General features: G+C 35.2%; 1 pseudogene. It reads right to left on the bottom strand.

Going from position 1 to position 293, the window contains the following annotated elements:
* Nucleotides 1–270, bottom strand: a pseudogene (locus tag FUA24_RS03010) (energy transducer TonB); the annotation flags it as partial.
* Nucleotides 271–293: the final 23 nt, after the last annotated feature.

Below are 293 nucleotides of genomic sequence, written 5' to 3' on the forward strand. Positions count from 1 at the left end.
TACCTCTTCTTCATCTTCCACAATCTCTATAACCTCAGGAGCTGCTGGTGGAGGTGGTGGAGGTGGAGGCGTTTGAATTTGCTCTGTGATTGGAATTTCTTCTTCCAACTCCTCATCCATATCTAATTGACCAATGTCAATATTTGATTTGTCATAGGTTTTATAATTAATGGCATAATTTGTTAAAAACAGCATCAATGCCAAACCTATTAAGAAATAAAGAGAACTATTACGTCCTACATTTGCTTTAGAATTTTTCTTTGGTTCCATAATTAATCGTTTATCAAGATTGC

The sequence above is a fragment of the Seonamhaeicola marinus genome (assembly GCF_008085455.1).